This window comes from Streptomyces sp. NPDC088745, from assembly GCF_044751045.1.
Lineage (GTDB): Bacteria > Actinomycetota > Actinomycetes > Streptomycetales > Streptomycetaceae > Streptomyces > Streptomyces cremeus.
The window spans coordinates 33887-53755 of record NZ_JBIVLB010000001.1; the positions used below are offsets into that span (position 1 = coordinate 33887).

Consider the following 19869-nt stretch of genomic DNA (forward strand, 5'->3'; position numbering starts at 1 on the left):
GCACGTCCCCGGCGCCGCGGACCGGGCCTAGTCGTTCAGGCCCTCCGCCGCCCGCCGGTCCCGCAGCTCCTTGATGGCGCGGCGCCGGGCGAGCCGGTGGGTGCGCCGGATCTGGGCCTCCTGGTAGCGCCGCCGGTCGCGCTCCGTCTCGGGTATCACCGGAGGCACCGGGCGGGTCTTGCCGTCCGCGTCGACCGCGGCGAAGACCAGGTAGGCGGAGCCGACCTGCTGGGCGGGGGTGGACTCGTTCCACCGCTCGGCCAGGACCCGTACCCCGATCTCCATGGAGGAGCGGCCGGTCCAGTTGCACTGGGCCTTCACGTGCACCAGGTCGCCGACCTGCACCGGCTCCAGGAAGACCATCTCGTCCATGGAGGCGGTGACGGCGGGCCCGCCGGAGTGGCGGCCGGCGACCGCGCCCGCCGCATCGTCCACCAGCTTCATGATCACGCCGCCGTGCACCGTACCCAGCAGATTCGTTTCCGCAGCGGTCATGATGTGGCTGAGCGTGGTACGGGACGCGGAGGTGGGCTTGCCCGGAAAGAGATCTTCCGGGGCCTGGGCCTGATCTGTCATGCCCTCTACTTTATGCCGGTGCACAATGCATCAGCTCTGCAACAGCCCTGCCCCGAAATCCCACCCGCCCTGTGAGCCCGCCGCTCCCTGGCCGCACACTGAGGGCATGAGCGACTGGCCCAGTGCACGAAACGACGACCGCGACAACGGGTACGGCCGTGGTGCTGCGAGCCCGCAGCCCGAGGGCCCCCGGGTGATGCGGCATGTGCAGCGCGGCCAGGTACCGCCCCCCGCCGGCCGGCGCCCCGCGCCCCCGGCCCCGTCCGTCCCGCCGCAGCAGGCCCAGCGGTACGACGACCACGGGTACGGCCAGGACCCGGGCCCCCGCCACGACGACGGCTACAACACCGGCCAGGTCTACGGCGGCGGCCGCGGGGGCGGCGGCAACGGCGCGGGCCCCGGCGCCGCCCGCGGCCCGCGCCCCGCGCCGAACTGGGGCCGCCGCCTCAAGGTCGGCGCGATCGCCGTCGTCGCGGTCGTCGCGGTCACCTCCGTCGGCACGTACTTCTGGGCCGACTCCAAGGTCCGCCGCGAGGTCGACCTCGCCAAGGTCATCGACCGGCCGAAGGAGGGCGACTGCACGACGTACCTGGTGGTGGGCTCCGACAGCCGCGAGGGCATGACCGCCGAGGACAAGAAGCGCCTGCACACCGGCTCCGCGGAGGGCAAGCGCACCGACTCGATGATGATCCTGGCCTCCTGCTCCAGCGGCGACACCATGATCTCGCTGCCGCGCGACTCGGACGTGGAGATCCCCTCCTTCGTCGGCTCCCAGTCCGGCAAGCGCTTCGAGAACCGGCACCGCCGCGTCAAGCTGAACGCCGCCTACGCGGAGGACGGCCCCGAGCTCCTGGTGCGCACCGTCGAGCACAACACCGGCCTGCGCATCGACCACTACGCGGAGATCGGCTTCGCCGGGTTCGCCAACATCGTGGACGCGATGGGCGGCGTCGAGCTGGACATCCCCAAGGCCTTCAAGGACAAGAAGTCCGGCGCCGACTTCCAGGCCGGCAAGCAGACCCTCAACGGCGAGCAGGCCCTGGCCTTCGTCCGCACCCGGTACGCCTTCGCCGAGGCGGACCTGGCGCGCACGAAGAACCAGCAGAAGTTCCTGGCGGCCCTGGCGAGCCAGGCGGCCTCCCCCGGCACGCTGCTCAACCCCTTCTCCCTCTACCCGACGCTCGGCGCGGGCCTGGACACGCTGGTCGTGGACAAGGACATGGGCCTGTTCGACCTGGCCGGGATGTTCTTCGCGATGAAGGGCGTCAGCGGCGGCGAGGGCAAGTCCATGAACATGCCCAGCAGCGGCTTCCGCAACGGCAACGTGGTCTGGGACAAGGCGAAGGTGCGTCAGCTGGTCCAGCAGATCCAGAACGACGAGAAGGTCACGGTGACCTCGAACTGAGCGCACGCCGCTCCGCCACGGGGTGGCGGTGTCCCACGCGGGACGCCGCCACCCCGTCCGCGTGCCCCCGGACGCCGCCCCCGCCCCCGGTGGCTCAGGCCTTCGGGCGGCCCATCGCGCGGAAGGTCCAGCCCGCCTCGCGCCACGCAGCGGAGTCCAGGGCGTTGCGGCCGTCCAGGATGACGCGCTGGGCGACGGCCCGGCCCAGCTCCGCCGGGTCCAGGTCGCGGAACTCGCGCCACTCGGTGAGGTGCAGCACGATGTCCGCGCCGCGCACCGCCTCCAGGGCGGAGTCGGCGTAGCCGAGGGTGGGGAAGACCCGGCGGGCGTTGGCCATGCCCTTGGGGTCGTAGACGGTGACCTGGCCGCCCTGGAGGTGGATCTGGCCCGCGACGTTCAGGGCGGGCGAGTCGCGCACGTCGTCGGAGTCCGGCTTGAAGGTGGCGCCCAGGACCGCGACGCGCCTGCCGAGGAAGCCGGCGTCGCCCAGGGCCTCGCGGGCCAGCTCGACCATGTGGCCGCGGCGGCGCATGTTGATGGAGTCGACCTCGCGGAGGAAGGTCAGCGCCTGGTCGGCGCCCAGCTCGCCGGCCCTCGCCATGAACGCCCGGATGTCCTTGGGCAGGCAGCCGCCGCCGAAGCCGATGCCGGCGCGCAGGAACTTCGGGCCGATCCGCTCGTCGTACCCGATCGCCTCGGCCAGCTTCACCACGTCGCCGTCGGCGGCCTCGCAGACCTCGGCCATGGCGTTGATGAAGGAGATCTTCGTGGCGAGGAAGGAGTTCGCGGCGGTCTTCACCAGCTCGGCCGTGGGGAAGTCCGTCACCACGAACGGGGAGCCCTCGGCGATCGGCGTGGCGTAGACCTCGCGCAGGATCTTCTCCGCGCGCTCGCTCTCCACCCCGGCGACCAGGCGGTCGGGGTGCAGGGTGTCCTGGACGGCGAAGCCCTCGCGCAGGAACTCCGGGTTCCACGCCAGCTCGACGCCCTCGGGGGCCTGCTCGGCCAGCAGCCGCTTCAGCCGGGCCGCGGAGCCGACCGGCACGGTGGACTTGCCGACGACCAGCGCGTCGCTGCTCAGGTGCGGGGCGAGCGAGGTGAACGCGCTGTTGACGTAGCTCATGTCGCTCGCGTACTCGCCGTGCTTCTGCGGGGTGTTCGTGCACACGAAGTGCACGTCGCCGAAGGCCCCTGCCTCCGCGAAGTCCGTCGTGAAGCGCAGCCGTCCGCTCGACCCCGGCAGTCCCGCCACGTGCGCGCGCAGCAGCTCCTCGAGACCCGGCTCGTACATCGGCGCGCGCCCGGCGCCGAGCGTCTCGATCTTCTCGGGCACCACGTCGAGCCCCAGCACCTCGAACCCGAGCTCGGCCATCGCCGCGGCGTGGGTGGCGCCGAGGTAGCCGGTGCCGATCACGGTGATCCTGAGGGCCATGGGGTGCTCCTAGCGGTGCGGGCGGGACAACGCGCCCGAGCATATCCGGGCGCCCGTAAGGGGAGGTTCCGCCCGAGCTGTGCACCGGGTGCGCCCCTGTCGGGAAACTCACGTATCCAAGACCGGGCCCGCGCTCTAAAATCTTGGTTACTTAACGGTAGTTAGCAGCCGTGGATCCTTGGGGAGTGAGAAGCCTTGGCAGGTTCGCCCGATTTCGACCTGTACCGGACGTCCGAAGAGCACGACATGCTGCGGGAGTCGGTGCGCGCGCTCGCCGAGGCGAAGATCGCCCCGTACGCGGCCGAGGTGGACGAGCAGGCCCGCTTCCCCCGGGAGGCGCTGGACGCGCTGGTCGCGGCCGACCTCCAGGCGGTGCACGTGCCCGAGGCCTTCGGCGGCGCGGGCGCGGACGCCCTGGCGACGGTCATCGTGATCGAGGAGGTGGCCCGCGTCTGCGCGTCCTCCTCCCTGATCCCGGCCGTCAACAAGCTGGGCTCGCTCCCGGTGATCCTCTCCGGTTCGGAGGAGCTGAAGAAGAAGTACCTCGCCCCGCTCGCCAAGGGCGAGGCGATGTTCTCGTACTGCCTCTCCGAGCCGGACGCCGGCTCCGACGCCGCGGGCATGAAGACGCGCGCGGTCCGCGACGGCGACTTCTGGGTCCTCAACGGCGTGAAGCGCTGGATCACCAACGCGGGCGAGTCCGAGTACTACACGGTCATGGCGGTCACCGACCCGGAGAAGCGCTCGAAGGGCATCTCCGCCTTCGTGGTGGAGAAGTCCGACGCGGGCGTCTCCTTCGGCGCGCCGGAGAAGAAGCTCGGCATCAAGGGCTCGCCGACCCGCGAGGTCTACCTCGACAACGTGCGCATCCCCGCCGACCGCATGATCGGCGCGGAGGGCACCGGCTTCGCCACCGCCATGAAGACCCTCGACCACACCCGCATCACCATCGCCGCCCAGGCGCTGGGCATCGCGCAGGGCGCCCTGGACTACGCCAAGGGTTACGTCCAGGAGCGCAAGCAGTTCGGCAAGCCGATCGGCGACTTCCAGGGCGTGCAGTTCATGCTCGCCGACATGGCCATGAAGCTGGAGGCGGCCCGCCAGCTCACGTACGCGGCGGCGGCGAAGTCCGAGCGCGTCGCCGCCGGCGGCGAGAAGGAGGACCTCACCTTCTTCGGCGCGGCGGCCAAGTGCTACGCCTCCGACGCGGCCATGGAGATCACCCTGGACGCCATCCAGCTCCTCGGCGGCTACGGCTACACGCGGGACTACCCGGTGGAGCGGATGATGCGGGACGCGAAGATCTGCCAGATCTACGAAGGCACGAACCAGGTCCAGCGCATCGTGATGGCGCGCAACCTGCCGAAGTAGTCCGGCTGCGGAACAGCGGGGCGGGGGCGCCGTGCGCGGTGCCCCCGCCCCGCTTCCCGTGTCAGCCGTCCAACTGCTCCAGAGTCGCGTTGGACGGCCCCCGGCGGGTCTGGAGGTCGCGGGCGACCGATTCCGCGTCGCGCAGGGCGCGGACCGCGTTCTGCCAGGTGAGTTTGGCGAGGTCGGCGGTGGACCAGCCGCGGGTGAGGAGTTCGGCGATCAGGTTCGGGTAGCCCGTGACGTCTTCCAGGCCCGCCGGGGTGAAGGCCGTGCCGTCGTAGTCGCCGCCGATGCCGATGTGGTCGACGCCCGCGACCTCGCGCATGTGGTCGAGGTGGTCGGCGACCGTGGCGGCGGTGGCCATCGGGCGGGGGTGGGCGGCTTCGAAGGCGCGCTGGACCCTCATGCCCTCGGCGGTGGTGTCGAGGTGGTGCAGGCCGTGGGCGCGCATGTTGTCGTCGGCGCGGGCGGTCCAGGCGACCGCTTCGGGGAGGATGAACTTGGGGACGAAGGTGGCCATCGCCACGCCGCCGTTGGCGGGAAGCGCGGCCAGCACGTCGTCCGGGATGTTGCGGGGGTGGTCGCAGACCGCGCGGGCGGAGGAGTGGGAGAAGACCACCGGTGCCTCGGTGGTCTCCAGGGCCGCGCGCATCGTGCCGACGGCGACGTGCGAGAGGTCGACGAGCATGCCGACGCGGTTCATCTCGCGGACGACCTCGCGGCCGAAGGCGGTCAGGCCGCCGCAGGCGGGGGCGTCGGTGGCGCTGTCCGCCCAGGGGATGTTGTCGTTGTGGGTGAGCGTCAGGTAGCGCACGCCGAGCGTGTGCAGGGCGCGCAGGGTGGCCAGCGAGTTGTTGATGGAGTGGCCGCCCTCGGCGCCCATCAGGGAGGCGATGCGGCCGTCCTGGCGGGCCGCTTCCATGTCGTCCGCCGTCAGGGCCCGGACCAGGTGCTCCGGGTAGCGGGCGATCAGCTGCCCCACCACGTCGATCTGTTCGAGGGTGGCGCTGACCGCCTCGTCGCCGGTGAGGTCGGTGCGGACGTACACCGACCAGAACTGGGCGCCGACCCGGCCCGCACGGAGGCGGGCCAGGTCCGTGTGGAGGTGGGCGGACTGGTCGGCGGCGATGTCGAGGCGGTCCAGGTCGTAGCGGACCTGTTCGCGCAGCGCCCAGGGGAGGTCGTTGTGGCCGTCGACGACGGGGAAGTCGGCGAGGAGGGCATGGGCCCTGTCCAGCTCGTTCATGGGTGATGTCCTGCTCCCTGCCCGTCGTTGCCCGGGCGCTGTGCTGGTCTACTTCCCGAAGCCGAAGGAGTCCGGGGCGCCCATCGCCTTGGTGCGCAGGCGCTTGCCCTTCTCGGTGGCCTGGGCGTTCAGGTCCTGCTGGAACTCCCGCATGCGGGTCAGCAGGGCGGGGTCGAACGCCGCGAGCATGCGGGCCGCGAGGAGGCCCGCGTTGCGGGCGCCCGCGACGGAGACCGTCGCGACGGGCACGCCGGCCGGCATCTGGACGATGGAGAGGAGGGAGTCCATGCCGTCGAGGTACTTCAGGGGGACGGGGACGCCGATGACGGGGAGCGGGGTGACCGAGGCGAGCATGCCCGGGAGGTGGGCCGCGCCGCCCGCGCCCGCGATGATCGCCTTGAGGCCGCGGCCGGCCGCGTTCTCGCCGTACCCGATCATCTCGTGCGGCATCCGGTGCGCGGAGACGACGTCGACCTCGTAGGGGATCTCGAACTCGGCGAGCGCGGTGGCGGCGGCCTCCATGACGGGCCAGTCCGAGTCGGAGCCCATGACGATGCCGACCAGCGGAGCGGGTGCGTTACTCAACGATCGTTCCTCGGAGGTAGCCGGCGGCGTGGCGGGCCCGGTCGAGCACGTCGGCCAGGTCGTCGCCGTAGGTGTTGACGTGCCCGACCTTGCGGCCGGGGCGCACGTCCTTGCCGTACATGTGGATCTTCGCCTGCGGGTCGCGGGCCATGACGTGCAGGTACGGCTTGTACATGTCGGGGTAGTCGCCGCCCAGCACGTTGCACATGACCGTCCAGGCGGCGCGCGGGCGCGGGTCGCCGAGGGGGAGGTCGAGGACGGCGCGGACGTGGTTGGCGAACTGCGAGGTGATCGCGCCGTCCTGGGTCCAGTGGCCGGAGTTGTGCGGGCGCATCGCGAGTTCGTTGACGAGGATGCCGGGATTGCCGTCGGCGTCGCGGACCTCGAAGAGTTCGACGGCGAGGTGGCCGACGACGTCCAGTTCGGCGGCGATGCGCAGGGCGAGCTGCTGGGCCTCGCCGGAGAGGGCCTCGGAGAGGTCCGGGGCCGGGGCGATGACCGTGTCGCAGACGCCGTCGACCTGCTGGGACTCGACCACGGGGTAGGCGACGGCCTGGCCGTGCGGGGAGCGCACGATGTTGGCGGCCAGCTCGCGGACGAAGTCGACCTTCTCCTCGGCGAGGACGGGGACCCCGGCCCGGAAGGGCTCGTGGGCGTCGGCCTCGGAGCGGACGAACCAGACGCCCTTGCCGTCGTAGCCGCCGCGCACGGTCTTGAGGATGACCGGGTAGCCGTCGCCCTCTTCGGCGAAGACCGTCACGTCCGCCGGGTCGGCGACGATGCGGTGCCTCGGGCACGGGGCGCCGATCTCGGTCAGCTTCGCGCGCATCACCCCCTTGTCGTGGGCGTGGATCAGCGCGTCCGGGCCGGGGCGGACGGGGACGCCGTCGGCCTCCAGGGCCCGCAGGTGCTCGGTCGGTACGTGTTCGTGATCGAAGGTGATCACGTCGCAGCCGCGCGCGAAGGCGCGGAGCGTGTCCAGGTCGCGATAGTCGCCGACGACGACCTCGCTCACCACCTGGGCCGCCGAGTCCTGGGGGGTGTCGCTGAGCAGCTTGAACTTGATGCCGAGGGGGATGCCCGCCTCGTGGGTCATACGGGCGAGCTGGCCGCCGCCGACCATACCGACTACCGGGAACGTCACCCGTCCAGAGTATCCGTAGGCACGTACCACCCCGGACGCCCCCTCCTTCGTACGAACGCACAAGCAGGGTGGCGGGCCGTCCCGCCGGGGTGGCCGAACCGCGACCGGGCGGCGCACGCGCTCGGGCGGGGGCGCGGGGGTGATGGTTAGCATGGCCGGGTTGACGACATCAACCGAACGGGGTCGACACCGATTATGAGCGAGCCTGGCGGTACCGCGCTGCGCACACGTCTCGAACAGCTCGCGCGCGAGGTCGTCAAGTTCGGGGCGGTCGGGGGGCTCGGCCTCCTGGTCAACATGGCGGCGTTCAACGTGCTGCGGAACACCACCGACCTCCAGGTGGTGCGGGCCTCGCTGCTCGCGACGGTGATCGCGGTCCTCTTCAACTACGTCGGCTTCCGGTACTTCACCTACCGCGACCGCGACAAGAGCGGGCGGGCCAAGGAGCTGACGCTCTTCCTGCTGTTCAGCGTGGTCGGCGCGGTTATCGAGAACGGGCTGCTGTACGCGGCGACGTACGGCTTCGGCTGGAACACCCCGTTGCAGTCCAACTTCTTCAAGGTGTTCGGGATCGGGGTGGCGACCCTGTTCCGCTTCTGGTCGTACCGGACGTGGGTGTTCCGGGCGCTGCCGGCCAAGGAGGCGGTCGAGCAGGCCGAGCGGTTTCTCGACCAGGACGAGATGACCGCGGCGGGCGCGGCGCAGCCGGAACCGGAGCCCGTCGCCCCTCGCCTCACCTGATCGCCCCGCGCCGTCCCGCCCCGTTTTGCCCGGTCGCCTCGCCCGGTCGCGCCGCTCCGCCTCACCTGATCGTCTTGCGGGCCTCCTCGGTGTTCCTGCTGTCCGGCACCACCGTGCTGAGGAACAGCGCGAAGACGGCCGGTTTCTGCTGGAGGAGTTCCAGGCGGCCCCCGTCGGCCTCCGCGAGGTCGCGGGCGACGGCGAGGCCGATGCCGGTGGAGTTGCGGCCGCTGATCGTCCGCTCGAAGATCCGCGCGCCGAGGTCGACGGGGACGCCGGGGCCCTCGTCGGTGACCTCGATGACGGCCTGGTTGCCGGTGACGCGCGAGCGCAGGGCGACCGTGCCGCCGCCGTGCATGAGGGAGTTCTCGATGAGGGCGGCCAGCACCTGGGCGACCGCGCCCGGGGTGCCGACGGCGCGCAGGTCCTTCTTTCCGGAGCACACGATCGCCCGCCCGGCGCTGCGGTAGGCGGGCCGCCACTCCTCGATCTGCTGCTTGACGACCTCGTCCAGGTCGAAGGCGACGGCGGAGCCGGTGCGCGGGTCGCGGGAGTTGGTGAGCAGGCGCTCCACCACGTCGGTGAGGCGTTCGACCTGGGTGAGGGCGATGGTGGCCTCCTCCTTCACCGTGTCCAGTTCCTCCGTGAGGGTGATCTCCTCCAGCCGCATGGAGAGGGCGGTCAGGGGGGTGCGGAGCTGGTGGGAGGCGTCGGCGGCGAGCCTGCGTTCGGCCGTCAGCATCCGGGCGATGCGTTCGGCGGAGGAGTCCAGGACGTCGGCGACCCGGTCCAGTTCGGGAACTCCGTACCGCTTGTGGCGGGGGCGGGGGTCGCCGGAACCGAGGCGTTCGGCGGTCTCGGCGAGGTCGGTGAGCGGGGAGGCCAGCCGGTTGGCCTGACGCACGGCGAGCAGGACGGCGGCGATCACCGCCAGCAGGGCCACCGCGCCGATGATCAGCAGGGTGCGGCCGACCTCGCGGGTGACGGTGGACCGGGACTCCATGACGGTGACGGTCTCGCCCCGCTCGCCGGAGGCGCGGCCCTCGATGATGCCGTCGGTGGGGCGGGCGCCGATCTCGATGGGCGGCTGTCCGGGGAGGTCGATACGGGCGTACCGGTGGCCGCCGATCTGCTTGACCAGTACGTCCCGGCTCACGGTGCCCTCGCCGACGAGGCGGCCCTCGACGACGCTCACCAGCCGCAGCGCCTCGGAGTCGACGGACTCCTGGGCGCTGTTGCTGATGGTGCGGGTCTCGACGATGACGAGGGAGACCCCGAAGACGGCGATGACGACGAGCACCACGGCGAGCGTGGAATTGATCAGGCGGCGACGCATGCGTCAAGAATGCACGGTCGCCGGGTACGGCGTGCTGCTCAGCTCTTCTCGAAGCGGAAGCCGACGCCCCGCACCGTCGCGATGTAGCGGGGGTTGGCCGCGTCGTCGCCGAGCTTCTTGCGCAGCCAGGAGATGTGCATGTCCAGGGTCTTGGTGGAGGACCACCAGGTGGTGTCCCAGACCTCGCGCATCAACTGGTCGCGGGTGACGACCCGGCCCGCGTCGCGCACCAGCACGCGCAGCAGGTCGAACTCCTTGGCGGTGAGCTGGAGCTCCTCGTCGCCCATCCAGGCGCGGTGCGACTCGACGTCGATGCGGACGCCGTGGGTGGCCGGGGGCGGGGCGGGCTCGGAGGAGCCGCGCCGCAGCAGGGCCCGGACCCGGGCGAGCAGCTCGGCGAGGCGGAAGGGCTTGGTGACGTAGTCGTCGGCGCCGGCGTCGAGCCCGACGACGGTGTCGACCTCGTCGGCGCGGGCGGTGAGCACCAGGATCGGCACGGTGTGGCCGTCGGCGCGCAGCCGGCGGGCGACCTCCAGGCCGTCCATGCCGGGCAGGCCCAGGTCGAGCACGACCAGGTCGACGCCCCCCTGGAGTCCGGCGTCCAGGGCAGCGGGTCCGTCCTCGCGGACCTCGACCTCGTAACCCTCCCGACGCAGTGCGCGGGCCAGTGGCTCCGAAATGGATGCGTCGTCCTCGGCGAGCAGTACACGGGTCATGGGGGGAATGTTAGTCGGCGCGGCCGGTGCCCCGTCAGTGATCGTCCGGGAACCGACGGCGCCTGTGGCCCAAGGGCCCATTCCCATGAAGGACCTTTGAATATGGGGAATCAGTTCCATGAACGCCTGTGATCCATCTCTCAAGTCCTTCCATATGCCGCACTGTCGTGTCGTAAGGTGGCGAACACGTTTGTTGCACTAATCGGGGGCCTTTGGCGGCAATGACTGCCACGGGCCCTTTTGTGTGCATGATCGGGTCCACCGATCCTGACGGCACGTGAATGACCTAGGGCCGGGCTCCGCGCGCGACGATGCGCCGCGGGGCGTGGATCCCGGGGCGGCGACCCTCCGCTCCGGTGCCGGCTGCCCCCCACCCGGGCGCGTACCCGACAACTCCATCGCGGACGCGTCCCGAGCAAGCAAGGATCGACCATGGCGTCCAGCCTGACGAAGGAAACCCCCGGCGCACCCGCCGGGGACACGGCCTTCTTCGGCCACCCCCGCGGCTTGGCCATTCTGTTCATGACCGAGATGTGGGAGCGGTTCTCCTACTACGGCATGCGGGCCCTGCTCGTGCTGTACCTGGTCTCCGGTGGCGCCGACGCGGCGACCGGCAGCCAGGGCGGCGGCCTCGCGATGACCGCGGCCACGGCCACGGCCATCTACTCCGTCTACGTGGCCATGGTGTACCTCATGGCCATGCCCGGCGGCTGGTTCGGTGACCGCGTCTGGGGCGCTCGCAAGACCGTCCAGATCGCGAGCTTCGTGATCGTCGCGGGCCACCTGTCCCTGGCACTGCCGGGGCAGATCATGTTCTTCGTCGGTCTGTGCCTGATCGCGGTCGGCTCGGGCCTGCTGAAGGCCAACATCTCCACGATGGTCGGCCACCTCTACACCGACCCGACGGACGTCCGCCGCGACGGCGGCTTCACGATCTTCTACATGGGCATCAACCTCGGTGCCGTGCTCGCGCCGATCGCCATCGGCATGATCGGCGAGACGGTCAACTGGCACCTGGGCTTCGGTCTGGCGGCCATCGGCATGGCGATCGGCGCGATCACCTTCACGCTCGGCACCCGCGGTTTCAGCGAGCGGGACAACCGGGTCGCGAACCCGCTGTCGGCGCAGGAGAAGCGCGGCGTCGTCATCAAGGCGCTCTCGAGCGTCGCCGTGATCGCCGCCTTCTACCTGCTGGTGAACTTCACCGACGTCTTCAGGCTCACCCTGAACTGGGTGCTGGTCCCGATCATCCTGGCCGGACTGCTGATCCCGATCGCGGTACTGGTCAAGATCAAGCGCGACAAGGACCTGTCGGGCGAAGAGCAGACCAAGATGACGGCGTTCATCTACTTCTTCGTGGCCGCCGCCGTGTTCTGGATGATCTTCGACCAGGGCGCGTCGACGCTGTCGCTCTTCGGTTCCAAGCAGACCGAGCGCAACCTCTTCGGCTGGGAAATGCCGAACGTGCTCTTCCAGGTCCTCAACCCGGGCTTCATCATGCTGCTCGCCCCGGTCGCCGCCGCCATCTGGCTGGCGCTGGCCAAGCGCAACCGCGAGCCCAGCACCATCGTGAAGTTCTCCATCGCCCTGGCGGTGGCGGGCGCCTCGTTCTTCGTGTTCCTCATCCCGATGAACCTGGCCACCGACGGCACGAAGGTCACCATGTGGTGGCTGGTGCTCATCTTCCTGATGCACACCGTCGCCGAGCTGTGCCTGTCGCCGGTGGGTCTGTCGCTGACCACGAAGATGGCTCCCGCGAAGTACGCCTCGCAGATGATGGGCGTCTTCTTCCTGGCCGTCACCGCGGGTGACAGCGTGACGGGCATGCTGTCCGTCGCCGGTGTCGACCTGAACAGCCCGGGCGTCGTGGTCTTCGAGGCCGCCGCGGCCGTTGCGGCGGGCTTCCTGATCTGGATGTCGCGCAACAAGGTCCGCGCGCTGATGGGCGAGGTGCGCTGACCCGCGCGTCTCCGCTTCCGCGGTCCGTACGGAGGGCCGCCGCACCGGGATCGGTGCGGCGGCCCTCCGCCGTTTCCGCGGTCCGCGCCCGGTGGCTACCGGGTGCCCCTCAGCCGCCGCCACGGCGTGAAGGTGAAGACCGCGCCCCCGAGGAGGACGGCGGTTCCGGCGACCAGGGCCAGGGCGCGCAGGACGCCGTCCGACGAGGCGCCGGTCTCGGCGAGGTCGCCGCCGGCGGCCCCGCCGCCCGAACCCGAACCCGAACCCGAACCCGAACCCGAACCCGAGCCCGAGCCCGAGCCCGAACCGGAGCCTGCGGAGTCACCGCCCCCGGAGCCGGAGCCGGAGCCGCTGCCGCCGCTCGCGCCGCCCGGCTGGGCCGCCGTGTCGAGTTCGAGGGAGACGGGGGACGTGCCCTTGACCGCGCAGGGGATGGCGATCTTCTGGCCGCCCAGGGAGACGTCGATGGTGAGGGTGCCGGGGGAGAGCGTCGCTTTGCCGTCGGCGCCGGGCCGGTAGTTGCCGGTCATGTCGGGCAGGTCGACGGGTTTGCCCTGCTCAAGGGGGTCCTTGTTGCCGGGTCCCGTGACCTTGACGCTGCCCTTGTCGGCGCCGCCGAGGACGAGGTCCAGGGAGGGCTTGAGGGCGCCCGCGGGCAGGGCGGCGGGGCTGTTCATGACGCCCTTGGCGGTGGTGACGGTGAGGCCGTAGCCGCCGTCGTTCTTCTTGGCGTTGACGGTGACCCGGGTCTTGATGGCGGCCGGGCCCGGGGACTGGCAGGCGTACTCGACCGCGACCTCCTTGCCGGGGAAGTCGGTCCCGCCGTCGCCGCCGCCACCGGTGGTGGACGTGCCGCCGGAACCGGAGCCGCCCGTGGCGGAGCCTCCGGAGTCGCCGCCTCCGCCCGTGGTGGTCCCGCCCGTGGCGGTGGTCCCGCCGTTCGTGGACGTGCCTCCGCCCGTCGACGCACCTCCGTTGGACGACGTGCCTCCGTTGGACGACGTGCCTCCGCCCGACGACGTGCCACCGGAGCCGCCGCCCTCCGTCACCTTGATCGTCGCGGCGGGCCGGACCTCCTCCTTCGGTGTGCACTTGGTGTCCGTCGACAGCGGCTTGCTGACGTTGATGGTGTACGCGCCCGGGCTGAGCGTCACGTCGCCCGCCGCGGTCAGCCGCAGCTTGCCCTTCATCTCGGGCAGCACCATGGGGCTGTTCTTGGGGATCGGCGGGTTCTGCCGCGGGCCCTCCAGCTTCAGGTCGCCGGGCTGCGCTCCCCCGACCTCGATCGTGCCGGACGGCTTGACGGTGTCCTTGTCGAGATCGAGGACGTCGGGGTTCCTGGACGCGGCCTCGACCGTCTTCCAGACCACCTCCACCTCGTCGCCGACCTTCGCGGTCGCGGGCGCGGTCACGGACACCTTGGTGGTGCCCTGCACCGGCGGCAGGCCCGAGACGGGCGGCGGTACGCACTCGGTCCGGTACGACACCTCCGCGGCCGTCGCGGGGGGCGCGGCCAGCAGCAGTCCCGCACCGGTGAGCATCAGCGCGACGCCGGTCGCGCCCATCCTCCATTGCGTCTTCACGGATTGCCTTTCGGGGTAGGGGAGTCGGCGGTGCTCTCGTGCGGTGCGGAAACCTGTGCGTGCCCGTGCGCCGCCTGCTCGTACGTCCCCGGCGGCTGCTTGTGCGGGAAGGTCGGCGGCGGCGGTGCGGGCCGCGGCGCCGGGGCGCTGTCCGGGGTGAACCAGGGCAGCGGCAGCACGGCCGTCGGCCCACCGTCCGGCTCCTCGGCGCCCCCGGCCCCGGCCCGTGCCGACGGCCCCGGGTCCGTGGTCTTCACCGGGGCCTTCTGCCGTGCGGTCCTGTGCCGGGCCGGCGCCCGGCGCCTCCCCCCGGCGGCCCCGGCCCCCGTCCGCGGCCGCAGCCGGTCCACCACCGCCAGCCCGGCCCGGAACAGGCCCGCCGGGACCACCACCGCCGCCAGCACCCAGAACAGGACCACCCCCCACGGCCGGTCCACCCCCCAGGGCTGGGCGGCCATCACGGTCGTCCCGTACTTCACCGAGACCAGGTAGTCGCCGTACGCCCCCGCCGGCAGCGTCACGTCGAGCGCGACCTCCGCCTCCTTGCCGGGCCCGATCGTGCCCCGCCACCGGCGTTCCTCCCACAGCGGCGAGAACACCCCGTGCGAGGTGCCGACCTGGAAGACGGGGTCGACGACGGGCGCGGTCCCGAGGTTGCCCAGCTTCAGCACGACCCTGCGCGACTCCGGCGCGCCGAACCAGGTCAGCAGCGACCCCGACCCTTCGAGCCGTACGTCGGAGCGCATCACCGCGAGCCGCCCGGCGTCCGGCGCGGGTTTCGGCAGCGGCGCGACCGGATGTCCGGCGACCCTGAACTCGGCGTCCACGGCGGCCTGCCGCCCCTGCACGGTGGCGACGTGCACCACGCACGGGCAGGGCTTGGGCGGTTCGGCGACCTCCAGCACGCGGGTGAAGCGGCCCTCGGCGTCGGTGGTGACGGCCCGGCCGTCGGCGTTGGCACAGGAGTTGGTGCCGCCGGGCACACCGGCAGCCGGGGACGCCTCGCCGCAGATCAGCAGCATGAGCAGCGCCTCGGGCCGCCAGCCGCTGCCCCGGACGGTGAGCTCGCCGCCCTTGCCCGCCTCGCTCTTCGAGAGCGTGACGGCCGGTTTCTCCGCGGCCGACCCCGGACCGGCCCCGACGCCCAGCAGCAGCACCGCGGTCGCCACCGCCGCCGCCACGGCGGCCACCACACTCCGGCCGGTCCTCATCCGCGCTCCTCCTCCTGTGCCGCCCGCTTCCTGTGCCGTACGACCAGCGGCCCGCCCGCCGCCAGGAGCGCCGCCGCTCCCCCGCCGAGCCCCAGCGCCGGGCCCCAGGTCACGAAGGTCGCCGTCGCGGTGGCCTCCTCGCGGACGCCGGGGCCCGCCGTGACGGTGAGCCGGGCGCGGGCCCGGTCCAGAGCGGGGGTGTCGGTCCAGACCTCGGCGAGTTCGATGCGGCGGCCGGGCGGCAGGTCCCGCATCTCGCGGGCCCCGCGGCGCAGCAGTTCGCCGCCGAGCGCCCCGTCGGCGGCGACGGCGACGCGCGGGGTGAGGGTGGTGTTGCCCCGGTTGACCAGGGCGTAGCGGATGAGGCCGTCCTCGATCCGGACGTCCTCGACGGAGAGGGCCGCCAGGGTCGGGCCGCTGACCCGCAGCCGGACCTCGGTGCGCTGCTCGCGGCCGTCCGCCGAGGAGGCGACGAGCGCGCCGGGGTGGTCGCCGGGCTGGGCGGCGGCCGGGACGGTCACCGTGAAGGGCACGTCCGCCCGGGTGCGCGGCGGCACCCGCACCTGACGGGAGGCGAGCGCGATCCACGTCCCCTCGGCGTCCCGGGCGCGCAGCGTCACCGTGAGCGGGGCGCGGCCGGGGTTGACGACGGAGAGCCGGTCCTCGAAGACGGTGCCGGGCGCGCCCTGCAGGTAGAAGTACGGGCGTCCGCCGCTGCCGGGCCGGCTGCCGCCCCCGGCGGCGGGCGTCGCCGTCCACGCGTCGGCGGCGTGGACGGCGGGGGCGGGCCCGGTGGCGTACAGCAGTCCCAGCAGTGCGCCGGCGGCGAGGACGTGGCGGCGCACGGTCAGTGCGTCGAGCGCTGCTGGCCGCGGCGGGTGAGCCACAGGGCGCCCGCCGCCCCGGTGAGGAGGACGGTGCCGCCGAGGGTGCCGAGCGCGACGGCGGAGTCCAGCGGGCCGGTCCTGGGCAGTTCGCCGGTGCCGGACGGCGTGCCCTGCGAGGCGCTGCCGTCGGAGTCCCCCGACCCGCCGCCCGCTCCCCCGCCGGACGCCTTCACGTCCAGCTCCAGGGCCGGTCCGGGGTTGTTGGAGGGGGTGCAGGTGGTCGTCGTGCCGAGGGCCTTGATGGTGAGGACGCCCGCGGTGAAGGTGACCTTGCCGCTCTTCCTGGGGGTGTACGTACCGGACAGGTCGCTGATCTTGATGGGCGTGTTGGCGGGTATGGCCGCGGAGTTGGCGGGCCCGGCCATGGCGACCCGGCCGCTGTCCGCACCGCCCAGCTCGATCACCGCGCTCGGCTTCATGGCCCCCTTGCCCAGTTCCACCGGGCTGGAGGAGACGCCCTTCTGGAAGGACATGGTGAGGGTGTGGCCGTTGCCGCTGCTGACCGCCTTGATGTCGATCGGGGAGACCGCCCCCTTGTTCCCGATCGGCGTCCTGCACTGGTAGTTGACGTCGACGACGTCGGCCTGCGCGGCGGGGGCGGCGATGAGCACCACCGAGCTCGCGACCGCGACCGCCAGGGCGAGCGCGGCCGGCTTTCGGGTCAGCGTGCGGGTCTGCTTCTGGTACGACACCTCGTGATCCCCTCGTACGCCGGAGCACCGCGGGGCAACGGGCCGGGTACGGTCGGCCAAGTTACTGACGGCGCATCAGATTGGGCGCTCAAGGTACGCCGGTGGCCTTGTGAGGGGAAGACAAAGAGCACGCCGGTATCGACGTGCTCTCCCACTGCTGGGGCCGGCGGGGACTCGCCCGTTCCGGCGGCGGCCCCTAGGCGGGGGCCGCCAGTTCCGCCCAGACCGTCTTGCCGGGCACGCCGTCGGGCGCGCGGGAGACACCCCAGTCCAGGCAGAGGCGCTGGACGATGAACATGCCGTGGCCGCCGGGGCGGCCCGCACGGTGCGGGGTGCGCGGGGCGGGCTCGCCGCCGCTGCGGTCGGTGACCTCCAGGCGCAGCACCTTGCCGTCGCTGGCCACCCGCAGGGACTCGGGGCCCTCCGCGTGCAGGCAGGCGTTGGTGACGAGCTCGGAGACGACGAGGAGGACGTCCTCGGCGGCGGCGCGCCGGTCGGCGGTGGACGCCGGGAGCCAGCCCCAGTCGTACAGCGCCTGCCGGGTGAAGTCGCGGGCGAGCGGGACGATGCCGCTGGCCCCGTTCAGCGGGAGGGAGCGGAGCCGGCCGGAGGCCTCGGCGGCGGCGAGGGTGTCGGCGGCCTCCTCCTCCTGCGTGCGCGTGCCGCTGTCCGACGTACGCGTGTCACTGTCCGGCGCGGGCGTGCCGCTCGCGGTCGTACGCGTGTCGCCCGGGGCCTCGGACGAGCCGCCCCTGCCGGTGTGCGCCGAGCCCTGGGCGGCGGCGGGGCCGCCCGTGCCGCCCGCGGGCACGCCGAAGGAGCCGTCCGTCCCGTCGGGCCCGCCGGACCCCATGGGGTGGCCGCCCCGCACGGGGGCGTCGGCGAGGTGCGTGGCGGCATCGGCCACGCCCGGCGGACCGTCGCCCGGGACGGGCGCGGACGACAGGGGCACGGGCGGCGCTGGCGCGGCGGCCGTGCCCGTCGCCGGTGCAGCCCGCACCCCGGCAGGAACCTCGGACACGCCCTCCGCTGCCGCGGAAGCGTCGCCGGAGACATCGGAGGCGATGCCGTCCGGCTCGGGGCCGAGGTCGCCCGGCGGATGCTGCCGGGTGGTGCTCATCAGCGCTTCACCTCACCGATTCACCAAGTCGTCGTTTGCAGGGTCTGTGATTCCTCCTGCCCGACCGAACCGTGAGAACACCCACGATTCGTCACGGGCCGCACCACGCGCTTCACGCGTGGCGCCCGAGGAGGTCTGGCCGGTCAGCTTCCCGGGGTCGTGGCGAGGGCGTCCTGCAGCGTGTCGTGCACGGTGAAGACGGCCTCCGCCCCGGTGATCTCGAAGACACGCGCCACGACGGGCTGCATGCCCGCCAGGTGCACCTCGCCGCCCGCCGCCTCGGCCTTGAGCCGGGCCCCGAGCAGTACGTTCAGCCCCGTCGAGTCGCAGAACTCAAGGAGCGAGCAGTCGATCACGAGGCGTGTCCGCCCGTCGTCGAGCGCCTGCTCAAGAGGCTCCCGAAGCAGTTCGGCCGTGTGGTGGTCCAGTTCGCCTGCCGGAGTCACGATCTCGTTCCGGCCTTCGGTCCGCACTTCGACCTGAAGCCGGCCCCGGTTCGCGCTGCCGACCGTCCCGCGGTCCATGCCCGTCCCTTTTCGCCGTCGTGGTTCTGCTTGTTACGTGTCCTGCTCGATGGCGGCGGCCTTTACGCGCCCCGCCGATGTGTCCTGTCTAACTCAAGCGCACCTTAAGGCCGCGTCAAGGCTGCGCGGTATGCCCACGACAGCAGCAGAACACTACGCCTTCTTCACACGCACGGGTAGTCGAACAACGTCCTGAACTGGGCTTATTCGGACATAACGCACTTGCAACCGTCCATTGCGAGCAGGTAGGCCTAGGAGCGACACATCCGATCACCGCCCGCCCACCACCGGCTTCGGAGGCGCCGCTTCTCCGCAGGAACACGTATCGGCATCGGCAGCCATATGCCGAGAACGATGGAGGACACCATGTCACCCCGGCTCGACGAGACGCGTACCCACCTCAAGCAGGACGACGCCGCGTCGACACCCCCGCCCGAGCAGATCGAGACCGGAACCGGAAGAAGCACGGTGGCCGCCTGGGCCGCCACGGAGCGGCCCGACAGCCTCTCCGACCTTCCCGAGATTCCGCCGTACGACGAGGTGGGGCCGCTGGATGCCAGGGCCCTGTCGAAGACGCTCTTCGAGCGTCTCGAATCCCTCGAAGAGGGAACCCACGAGCACGCCTACGTCCGCAACACCCTGGTCGAGCTGAACCTGGCCCTGGTCAAGTTCGCCGCCTCCCGGTTCCGCACCCGCAGCGAGCCGATGGAGGACATCATCCAGGTCGGCACGATCGGCCTGATCAAGGCCATCGACCGCTTCGAACTCAGCCGGGGTGTGGAGTTCCCCACCTTCGCGATGCCGACCATCATCGGCGAGATCAAGCGCTTCTTCCGCGACACGTCCTGGTCGGTGCGGGTGCCGCGCCGCCTCCAGGAGCTGCGTCTGGACCTCGCCAAGGCGGGTGACGAGCTGGCCCAGCAGCTGGACCGCTCCCCGACCGTGGCGGAGCTGGCCGAGCGGCTCGACCTCAGCCGGGAAGAGGTCGTCGAGGGCATGGCCGCGAGCAACGCCTACACGGCGAGCTCGCTGGACGCCCAGCCCGAGGAGGACGACTCCGAGGGCGCGCTGGCCGACCGGATCGGTTACGAGGACCACGGCCTGGAGGGCATCGAGTACATCGAGTCCCTGAAGCCGCTGATCGCCTCGCTGCCGACCCGCGACCGCCGGATCCTCTCGCTGCGCTTCGTCGCCAACATGACGCAGTCGGAGATCGGCGACGAGCTGGGCATCTCCCAGATGCACGTCTCGCGCCTGCTCTCGCGCACGCTGGTCAAGCTGCGCAAGGCGCTGACCGTCGTCGAGTGACACCGCCGGCACGGCCGCCCGGTGCGCGTCGGG

Annotated in this window: 18 protein-coding genes; 5 read left to right on the forward strand and 13 right to left on the reverse strand. The window is 72.0% G+C overall.

What is annotated here, in order from left to right:
- Positions 1-27: 27 nt before the first annotated feature.
- Positions 28-576, reverse strand: a complete 549-nt coding sequence (locus tag ACIP93_RS00130; RefSeq protein ID WP_345222300.1) for an acyl-CoA thioesterase — start codon at positions 574-576, stop codon at positions 28-30.
- Positions 577-682: 106 nt separating this feature from the next.
- Here ACIP93_RS00130 and ACIP93_RS00135 point away from each other — a divergent pair, with 106 nt between their 5' ends.
- Positions 683-1981: an LCP family protein gene (locus tag ACIP93_RS00135; RefSeq protein ID WP_401753966.1), complete on the forward strand. Its 1299-nt coding sequence runs from the start codon at positions 683-685 to the stop codon at positions 1979-1981.
- 94 nt (positions 1982-2075) lie between these two features.
- Here the strand turns inward: ACIP93_RS00135 and ACIP93_RS00140 are convergent, their stop codons facing one another.
- Positions 2076-3413 carry a UDP-glucose/GDP-mannose dehydrogenase family protein gene (locus ACIP93_RS00140; protein WP_345222296.1) on the reverse strand — a complete coding sequence of 446 codons (1338 nt, stop codon included), beginning with the start codon at positions 3411-3413 and terminating at the stop codon, positions 2076-2078.
- Between the two features lie 195 nt (positions 3414-3608).
- Here ACIP93_RS00140 and ACIP93_RS00145 point away from each other — a divergent pair, with 195 nt between their 5' ends.
- Positions 3609-4784 carry an acyl-CoA dehydrogenase family protein gene (locus ACIP93_RS00145; protein WP_345222294.1) on the forward strand — a complete coding sequence of 392 codons (1176 nt, stop codon included), beginning with the start codon at positions 3609-3611 and terminating at the stop codon, positions 4782-4784.
- Between the two features lie 61 nt (positions 4785-4845).
- Here the strand turns inward: ACIP93_RS00145 and ACIP93_RS00150 are convergent, their stop codons facing one another.
- The 3 genes from ACIP93_RS00150 to ACIP93_RS00160 are packed head-to-tail and all read right to left on the reverse strand — an operon-like array spanning position 4846 to position 7738.
- Positions 4846-6030 (reverse strand): dipeptidase, encoded by a 1185-nt coding sequence (locus ACIP93_RS00150; RefSeq protein ID WP_401753970.1) that lies wholly within the window; start codon positions 6028-6030, stop codon positions 4846-4848.
- A gap of 48 nt (positions 6031-6078) precedes the next feature.
- Positions 6079-6579, reverse strand: a complete 501-nt coding sequence (purE, locus tag ACIP93_RS00155) for a 5-(carboxyamino)imidazole ribonucleotide mutase (protein WP_345226428.1) — start codon at positions 6577-6579, stop codon at positions 6079-6081.
- Between the two features lie 28 nt (positions 6580-6607).
- Positions 6608-7738 (reverse strand): 5-(carboxyamino)imidazole ribonucleotide synthase, encoded by a 1131-nt coding sequence (locus ACIP93_RS00160; RefSeq protein WP_345226427.1) that lies wholly within the window; start codon positions 7736-7738, stop codon positions 6608-6610.
- A 216-nt stretch (positions 7739-7954) separates the two neighbouring features.
- On the opposite strand from ACIP93_RS00160, the gene ACIP93_RS00165 reads away from it, so the two are divergent.
- Positions 7955-8500: a GtrA family protein gene (locus tag ACIP93_RS00165; protein WP_401753973.1), complete on the forward strand. Its 546-nt coding sequence runs from the start codon at positions 7955-7957 to the stop codon at positions 8498-8500.
- A 61-nt stretch (positions 8501-8561) separates the two neighbouring features.
- On the opposite strand, the gene ACIP93_RS00170 is transcribed toward ACIP93_RS00165, so the two are convergent.
- Positions 8562-9836, reverse strand: coding sequence for an ATP-binding protein (locus ACIP93_RS00170; RefSeq protein WP_345222289.1), 1275 nt, complete (start codon positions 9834-9836; stop codon positions 8562-8564).
- A gap of 38 nt (positions 9837-9874) precedes the next feature.
- Complete coding sequence (locus ACIP93_RS00175) at positions 9875-10552, reverse strand: response regulator transcription factor (protein ID WP_345222288.1); 678 nt, start codon at positions 10550-10552, stop codon at positions 9875-9877.
- Positions 10553-10984: 432 nt separating this feature from the next.
- On the opposite strand from ACIP93_RS00175, the gene ACIP93_RS00180 reads away from it, so the two are divergent.
- Positions 10985-12511 carry an oligopeptide:H+ symporter gene (locus tag ACIP93_RS00180; protein WP_345222287.1) on the forward strand — a complete coding sequence of 509 codons (1527 nt, stop codon included), beginning with the start codon at positions 10985-10987 and terminating at the stop codon, positions 12509-12511.
- A 95-nt stretch (positions 12512-12606) separates the two neighbouring features.
- On the opposite strand, the gene ACIP93_RS00185 is transcribed toward ACIP93_RS00180, so the two are convergent.
- The 6 genes from ACIP93_RS00185 to ACIP93_RS00210 form a co-directional block, all read right to left on the reverse strand.
- Entirely contained in the window at positions 12607-14076 is a 1470-nt protein-coding gene (locus ACIP93_RS00185; protein ID WP_401753978.1) for a hypothetical protein, read from the reverse strand.
- A gap of 14 nt (positions 14077-14090) precedes the next feature.
- Entirely contained in the window at positions 14091-15305 is a 1215-nt protein-coding gene (locus tag ACIP93_RS00190) for a hypothetical protein (protein WP_401753981.1), read from the reverse strand.
- A complete protein-coding gene (locus ACIP93_RS00195; protein WP_401753984.1) occupies positions 15302-16150 on the reverse strand; it encodes a hypothetical protein in 849 nt (282 codons plus the stop codon). The genes ACIP93_RS00190 and ACIP93_RS00195 overlap by 4 nt, the downstream gene beginning before the upstream one ends.
- 2 nt (positions 16151-16152) lie before the next feature.
- On the reverse strand, positions 16153-16884 hold the full coding sequence (locus ACIP93_RS00200; protein ID WP_345222282.1) for a peptidase: 732 nt from the start codon (positions 16882-16884) through the stop codon (positions 16153-16155).
- Between the two features lie 196 nt (positions 16885-17080).
- On the reverse strand, positions 17081-17737 hold the full coding sequence (locus tag ACIP93_RS00205) for an ATP-binding protein (protein ID WP_401755574.1): 657 nt from the start codon (positions 17735-17737) through the stop codon (positions 17081-17083).
- 410 nt (positions 17738-18147) lie between these two features.
- Positions 18148-18528 carry an STAS domain-containing protein gene (locus ACIP93_RS00210; protein ID WP_345222281.1) on the reverse strand — a complete coding sequence of 127 codons (381 nt, stop codon included), beginning with the start codon at positions 18526-18528 and terminating at the stop codon, positions 18148-18150.
- A gap of 354 nt (positions 18529-18882) precedes the next feature.
- On the opposite strand from ACIP93_RS00210, the gene ACIP93_RS00215 reads away from it, so the two are divergent.
- Positions 18883-19836, forward strand: coding sequence for an RNA polymerase sigma factor SigF (locus ACIP93_RS00215; RefSeq protein ID WP_345222280.1), 954 nt, complete (start codon positions 18883-18885; stop codon positions 19834-19836).
- The last annotated feature ends 33 nt before the right edge of the window (positions 19837-19869 follow it).

Coding starts and splice junctions, on each gene's coding strand:
- ACIP93_RS00175 (WP_345222288.1), bottom strand. CDS start 10,552: ATGACCCGTGTACTGCTCGCCGAGGACGACGCATCCATTTCGGAGCCA.
- ACIP93_RS00140 (WP_345222296.1), bottom strand. CDS start 3,413: ATGGCCCTCAGGATCACCGTGATCGGCACCGGCTACCTCGGCGCCACC.
- ACIP93_RS00210 (WP_345222281.1), bottom strand. CDS start 18,528: ATGGACCGCGGGACGGTCGGCAGCGCGAACCGGGGCCGGCTTCAGGTC.
- ACIP93_RS00135 (WP_401753966.1), top strand. CDS start 683: ATGAGCGACTGGCCCAGTGCACGAAACGACGACCGCGACAACGGGTAC.
- ACIP93_RS00185 (WP_401753978.1), bottom strand. CDS start 14,076: ATGGGCGCGACCGGCGTCGCGCTGATGCTCACCGGTGCGGGACTGCTG.
- ACIP93_RS00180 (WP_345222287.1), top strand. CDS start 10,985: ATGGCGTCCAGCCTGACGAAGGAAACCCCCGGCGCACCCGCCGGGGAC.
- ACIP93_RS00160 (WP_345226427.1), bottom strand. CDS start 7,738: ATGGTCGGCGGCGGCCAGCTCGCCCGTATGACCCACGAGGCGGGCATC.
- ACIP93_RS00190 (WP_401753981.1), bottom strand. CDS start 15,305: ATGAGGACCGGCCGGAGTGTGGTGGCCGCCGTGGCGGCGGCGGTGGCG.
- ACIP93_RS00130 (WP_345222300.1), bottom strand. CDS start 576: ATGACAGATCAGGCCCAGGCCCCGGAAGATCTCTTTCCGGGCAAGCCC.
- ACIP93_RS00215 (WP_345222280.1), top strand. CDS start 18,883: ATGGAGGACACCATGTCACCCCGGCTCGACGAGACGCGTACCCACCTC.
- ACIP93_RS00170 (WP_345222289.1), bottom strand. CDS start 9,836: ATGCGTCGCCGCCTGATCAATTCCACGCTCGCCGTGGTGCTCGTCGTC.
- ACIP93_RS00205 (WP_401755574.1), bottom strand. CDS start 17,737: ATGGGGTCCGGCGGGCCCGACGGGACGGACGGCTCCTTCGGCGTGCCC.
- ACIP93_RS00150 (WP_401753970.1), bottom strand. CDS start 6,030: ATGAACGAGCTGGACAGGGCCCATGCCCTCCTCGCCGACTTCCCCGTC.
- ACIP93_RS00165 (WP_401753973.1), top strand. CDS start 7,955: ATGAGCGAGCCTGGCGGTACCGCGCTGCGCACACGTCTCGAACAGCTC.
- purE (WP_345226428.1), bottom strand. CDS start 6,579: ATGGGCTCCGACTCGGACTGGCCCGTCATGGAGGCCGCCGCCACCGCG.